This window comes from Kitasatospora sp. NPDC056783, assembly GCF_042789895.1.
Classification (GTDB): domain Bacteria; phylum Actinomycetota; class Actinomycetes; order Streptomycetales; family Streptomycetaceae; genus Kitasatospora.
This window is the reverse complement of sequence record NZ_JBHUAF010000489.1, coordinates 1-5251: the sequence shown is the minus strand read 5'-3', so window position 1 is coordinate 5251 and position 5251 is coordinate 1. Positions and strand designations below refer to the sequence as shown.

Genomic DNA, 5251 nt, shown 5'->3' with positions numbered 1-5251 from the left:
GAGCCGCCGGGCCGGCCACCGCCCTCGTAGCCGCCGTCGTGCACGCCCGGCTGCCGGATCATCGGCTGCTGCATCGTGCCCGGGTCGGGGTGCGGAAGGCCGCCGTGGCCGCCCATGGCGCCGACGCCCATGGCCGGGGTGTGGCCGCCCTCGTGCAGGTCGACGGGGCCGGTGTTCCAGGTCCGGGTGTGGCCGCCCTGCTGCTGGAGCATCTGGAGCCCGTACTGGACCAGGCCGCGCATCTCCTCGGCGGTCTGGAACCGGTCGTCGGGCTCCTTGGCCAGCGAGCGCATCACCAGGCCGTCCAGCTCGGGCGGGCAGGCGTCGGATGCCTCGGACGGCGGCGTCGGGGTGGACGTGGGCGTGGAGGGCGAGGGCCGCGCCGGCGGTGCCCTCCAGGAGGGTGGCGGGTTCGTCGTCGGCGAGGGCGGCGGCGAGGTCGCGGGTGGTGGCCTCGGCGAGCGCGGGCAGGTGGGCGGCCAGGTCGGCGGAGCCGGAGTCCTCGGCCGTCCGCTGGACGATCCGCAGCAGGCCGCCGGTGCCGTGGCAGAGCCCGGCACCGGCCAGGTACCAGCCGGCGGGCTCGGCCAGGGTGCCGGCGAGGGCGGTGACGGCGGCGGCCCGCCAGTCGTCGCGGTCCAGCGCGGCGCCGGCGAGGAAGAGCGAGCGGGCCGCGCCCGGGGTGCCGTAGCACCAGGCGGCCCGGGTCGGCGCGTCGGCCGGCGGGCGGCCCCGCTCCACGTCCTCGACGCGCACCGTCATCGGCCAGCCGCCGGCGGGCATCCGGTGGGCGGCGAGTCCGAGCGCCAGCGCCTCGATCGCCTCGTCCTGGCCGGGCACCCGCACGCCCTGGCGCCAGGCCAGGGACAGCAGCGCGAGCGGGCCGGGAACCCCGTGCGCCAGACCGAGGTTGACGTGGCCGCGGGGGTGGTCCGGGTCCGCGCCGGGCAGCCCCGGCCCGCCCACCGTCCACCAGCGCGGCAGCGGCCCGTCGGCCGGCCCGGTCGGCGAGGCCAGCTCGACCAGGGCGGCCAGCACCCCGGCCAGCGCGGGCCCGTCCGGCTCCAGGGCCAGCAGCAGCCGGCCGAGACCCGCCGCGCCCGAGACTGCGTCGAAGGTGTGCGCCCGCAGTCCGGCCCCCGCCGCCAGGTCGGCCCGCAGCGCGGCCGCGCGCCCGGCGGCGGACTCGCCGACCCGGGGCGTCAGCGCGTCCAGCAGCCCCCGGTACTCGCCGGGGGCCCGGGCCATGGTGCGGGCGGCGAAGGCCACGGCGGCGGCGCCGGAGTAGAGGCCGCCGCCGCGCATCGCGCCGGGCGCCCGTACCGCCTCGGCCAGCCGCCCGTGGGCGGCCCGGCGCAGAGGCGGGTCCTGGTCGGCGAGGACGGCGAGGGCGAGCGCCGTACCGGCCAGGCCGGTGCCGAGTCCCGGGGTGGCGGCGGTCTCGGGGGAGGCGGGGCCGGCGAGTCGGGCGGTGACGGCCTGGAGGATCTCGGTCGGAGTCATCGGCTCCCGTTCGGGGCGGCGGTGCGGGCACGGTGGGCTTCGAGGGTGCCGCGGGCGAGGGCGTAGGCGCGGCGTTCGGCTTCGCGGTCGATGCCGATGAGGCGGTTGTGGCCCATGTGGAGGAGGGAGGCGAGGGCCGGGCCGGCGGCGGGCGGGGTGAGGTGGGGGGCGTAGTCGGCGAGGAGGGCGGCGCGCCGCCGCCACGCTTCGGTGAGGGCGGGGTCGGCGGGCAGCAGGCCACCGGCGGGGACGGTGGGGCCGTCCGGGCCGATGGCGCGCAGCGCGGCGCCGCGATGGGTGCGGAAGGCCTGGTGGTGGTGCTCGGACTTGGGGTAGGTGGCGGCGACCCAGGTGCCGACGGGCAGCGGGGTGGGGCGGGCCGCGAGGAAGGCCTGGGCGGTGGCGGTGAGGTTGACGGCGGCGAGCAGTTCGCCGGGCGTGGTGCGGGCGGCGCGGGCCAGGCGCAGGGCGGCGAGGGCGACCAGGCTGTCGGCGTGGAAGACGCGTTCGGCGTGGGCGAGGGTGGCGGGGCCGCCGTAGCGGTCGGTCTCGGGCACGTATCCGTCCAGGCGCAGGTCGGCGGCGAGGCCGGCGCGGCGCAGGTCGTGGGCCCAGTCGTGGAGGGCGGGCAGCAGGCCGGCGGCGAGGTCGGCCGGGGCGCCGTGGAAGCGCAGCCGCAGGTGGGGGGCGGGGTCGCGGTAGCGGATGAAGAACCAGCGGTCCACCGAGCCGGGCAGCGCGGCGAGCAGGCGGGGGAGGTGGTCGGCGAGGATCTCGTCGTGGCGGGCCTCGGCGGCGGCGAGGCGGGCGAACAGCCAGGGGCCGCCCGGCAGTTCGGGGGTGCGGCAGTGGGGGGCGGGCAGCGCTCGGCGCACGGCGGGGCGTGCCGGGCGGGCGGTGCGGCGCAGCGGGACGACGATCTCGGTGCCGTGGGCGCCGCCGGGGCCGTGCAGCCAGCCGGCGTCCCCGTCGCCGCTGAGGTCCTCCTGGAGCACGGTGGGCCGGTCGGAGCGGGACTGGTCGGAGCGGGACTGGCTGTGCAGCAGGCGGCGGTGCCAGGGGTTGTCGAGGTCGAGGCTGATCCGCTGGTCGCCGCTGAGCAGGCGCACGGCGGAGGGCACGCCCCAGCGGCGGCGCCAGCGGTCGAGGCCGTCGGCCCACTGCTCGTACGGGGTGTCGGCGGAGGGCACGGGGGCGGTGAGGCGCCAGGCGGCGGGGGCGAGGACGACCCGGCCGCGGCGGACCCGGGGCAGGGCGGGGGCGCCGGCGGCGGCGCCCCAGTCCCAGGGCTGCCAGGGGCGTTGGCCGGTGAGCGCGGTCTCCTGGAGGAAGCGGGCCGCGTTGGGGGCTCCGGTGCGCAGGTTGAGCGCGTGGTGGGCGGTGGCGCGGATCTCCCGGCCGAGGCTGCGGGAGTGGACGGTGAGGCGTTCGGTGTCGGCGAGAACGACGAGGTCGTCCAGCGGGAGGGCGGTGGGGCCGCCGGGGTCGGGGAAGGCGCTGACGGTGACGCGGTGGGCGAGCCAGCGGGGGGTGAGGGCGATGTTGGCGTGGCGGGGGCGGTAGGGGGTGAACTCCAGGTGGGCGTCCAGGACTTCACCGGCGCCAGGGGCCTCGCCGGTGTCGGGGGCGTCTCCGGCGGCGGTGGCGAGCAGGGCGCCGCCGCCTTCCGCTGCGCCACCGGCCAGGTGGGCGGCGAAGCGGCCGAAGGTGGCGCCGGCCCGGTCGCTGCCGGCGGTGGGGGAGAGCACGAGGCGGAAGTGCCCGGAATCCAGGGCGTCGAGGGAGTCGGCGACGAGTTCGGCGTACAGCTCCAGCGAGGCGGGCGGGGTGTCGGCGGCGGTGCCCGGCTCCTCCGGCGACAGGATCAGGCGGGTGAGCAACTCGTCGTCGAGGACGACCTCGGGCAGCGGGGCGCCGGGCTCGCGGTCGACGAGGGCGCCGGCGGCGAGTTCGGCCAGCACCCGGTCGCGGGCCGCGTCGGCGTCGGTCCGGGGACGGGCGGGCTGAGGGTTGGCCGCGCCACGGGCACCGGCCGGGCGCCGGTAGCCGGCCGGCGGGCCGAGGCCGGTGTCGGGGTCGAGCAGTTCGGCGAGCGGCACGGGGCTGTCGGTGCCGTACCGCTCGACGAACTCCGCGTGGTAGGCGCGCAGGTGCTCGGGGGCGGTGGCCGGCGGGGAGAGCCGCCACAGCAGGGTGGCGGTGTGCTCCAGCTCGGTGCGGACCTGCTCGGGCAGCACCACCTCGGCGTCCAGCGCGAGGTCCGCGTGCAGCGGGCGGTCGGCGGGCGTCAGGCCGGCCATCCGGTGGCGCGCCTCGCGCAGCACGGCGCCGGCCCGCCCGCGCGGCAGGGCGGCAGCCTGCGCCAACAGGTCCCGTACGGTGGTGAGTTCGGCGTGCACCGGGTGGTCGTCGGGCAGCCGGTCGAGGACGTGGCCGAGCAGGTCGGTGGAGTCCGGCGGGGGAGTGAGGTCGGTGAGCAGGAAGCCCTGGACCACCAGGGTGCGCACCAGGGAGGCGATCGCCTCGGTGGGGGCGGCGGGGAAGTCGGCGGCCAGCGCGGTGATCAGGTCGGCGTGGCGCATCGGGCCGGCGGCGTGCCGGACGGCGGCGCGGACGACGGCGGTGGCCCGGACGGTCCGCTCGGTGACGGGCTGCGCGCCGGCGTCCCCGGCGGCGGGTCCGGCACTGGTGGCTGACCCCGGGCCGGTGGCGGCACGCCGCTCGGGCAGGTACGGCAGGACGAGCCGGTCGCCGCGCGGGGTGATCTGCTGGTCGGCGGTCAGGCTCAGGCCGGCCAGCACCCGGGGGTCGGTGCGCAGCCGGTCCAGGAGCGGGAGGAGCCATCCGAGGTCGGGACGGAAGGCGCGGCGTTCGGTGCCGTCCCAGCGGACCTCGGCGCGGGTGCCGAAGCGGGCCGGTGCGACGGCGGCCATCAGGCCGAAGGGGGTGGGGCGGGTGGCCATCCGCAGCCGGTAGCGGCCGACGGCCTCGGCCGCGCGGCGCAGGGCGGCGGGGCGGCGGGCGCTGTCGGTAGTGGGGGTGGGGGCGGTGGCGGTCTGGTGCAGCAGGTCGGCCAGGGAGGGGCTGGAGACCTCGATGGCCTCGGACAGGACCGGATCGGCGGCGGCCTCCGCGAGGTGGGCCGCGAGCGCGTCCGCGCCGGGCCCGGCGGCATCGGGCCCGGCGGTGTGGCGGTGCGGGCGGGCCAGCGCGGGTGTCCGTAGGAGGACGGGACCGGTCGCGGTGAAGAGCGGGTCCTGGTCTGCCGCGTGCGTCTTCCTGCCCACCGTGCCCCCGTGCTTCGTGTCGCCATGTCGAGGTATCGCCTGTATCGCCTGTATCGCGTGGCTCTGTGGGCTCGTTCTATCCCGGTGATCGAAAACTGTCCATGGTTGATCAGAAGTCATCAAGAGTTGGCTGAATCCGCCTATTCATCTGCGTGCCGTCATTGTCGGGCCGCGCACAAGTGCCTAACGTCCGCTGCAGTCCGCCGCGGCCAGTCGCGGCACTGACGAAGGGAGGCCCCCCATGGCCAACGACATGCAGGAGCTGTTCGACCTCGACGTGCAGGACCTGGTCGCCACCGAGCTCGGCGAGCAGGAGGAGGCCCTGATCAGCATCTCGTGCGAGGGCTCCTGCACCCGCCCGTACTGCATCTGACCAGTACGACCGGTCGGATCAGTCCGGTCTGACTGATCCAGCGGCAGTACGGGTACCACCGGGCGCGGCCGCCCGGACCGTCCAGACG

At 78.0% G+C, this 5251-nt stretch carries 2 protein-coding genes and 2 pseudogenes; 1 reads left to right on the top strand and 3 read right to left on the bottom strand.

What is annotated here, in order from left to right:
- From ACFRMQ_RS37625 to ACFRMQ_RS37615, 3 genes and pseudogenes are all read right to left on the bottom strand, one after another.
- Positions 1 to 344: pseudogene (locus tag ACFRMQ_RS37625) on the bottom strand (serine/threonine protein kinase); the annotation flags it as partial.
- 58 nt (positions 345 to 402) lie between these two features.
- Positions 403 to 1503: pseudogene (locus ACFRMQ_RS37620) on the bottom strand (lanthionine synthetase C family protein); the annotation flags it as partial.
- Positions 1500 to 4790 carry a lantibiotic dehydratase gene (locus tag ACFRMQ_RS37615; protein WP_380735366.1) on the bottom strand — a complete coding sequence of 1097 codons (3291 nt, stop codon included), beginning with the start codon at positions 4788 to 4790 and terminating at the stop codon, positions 1500 to 1502. The gene ACFRMQ_RS37615 and the pseudogene ACFRMQ_RS37620, both read right to left, overlap by 4 nt.
- 241 nt (positions 4791 to 5031) lie before the next feature.
- Between ACFRMQ_RS37615 and ACFRMQ_RS37610 the strand changes: the two genes are divergently transcribed.
- On the top strand, positions 5032 to 5163 hold the full coding sequence (locus ACFRMQ_RS37610; RefSeq protein ID WP_380704161.1) for a hypothetical protein: 132 nt from the start codon (positions 5032 to 5034) through the stop codon (positions 5161 to 5163).
- Positions 5164 to 5251: the final 88 nt, after the last annotated feature.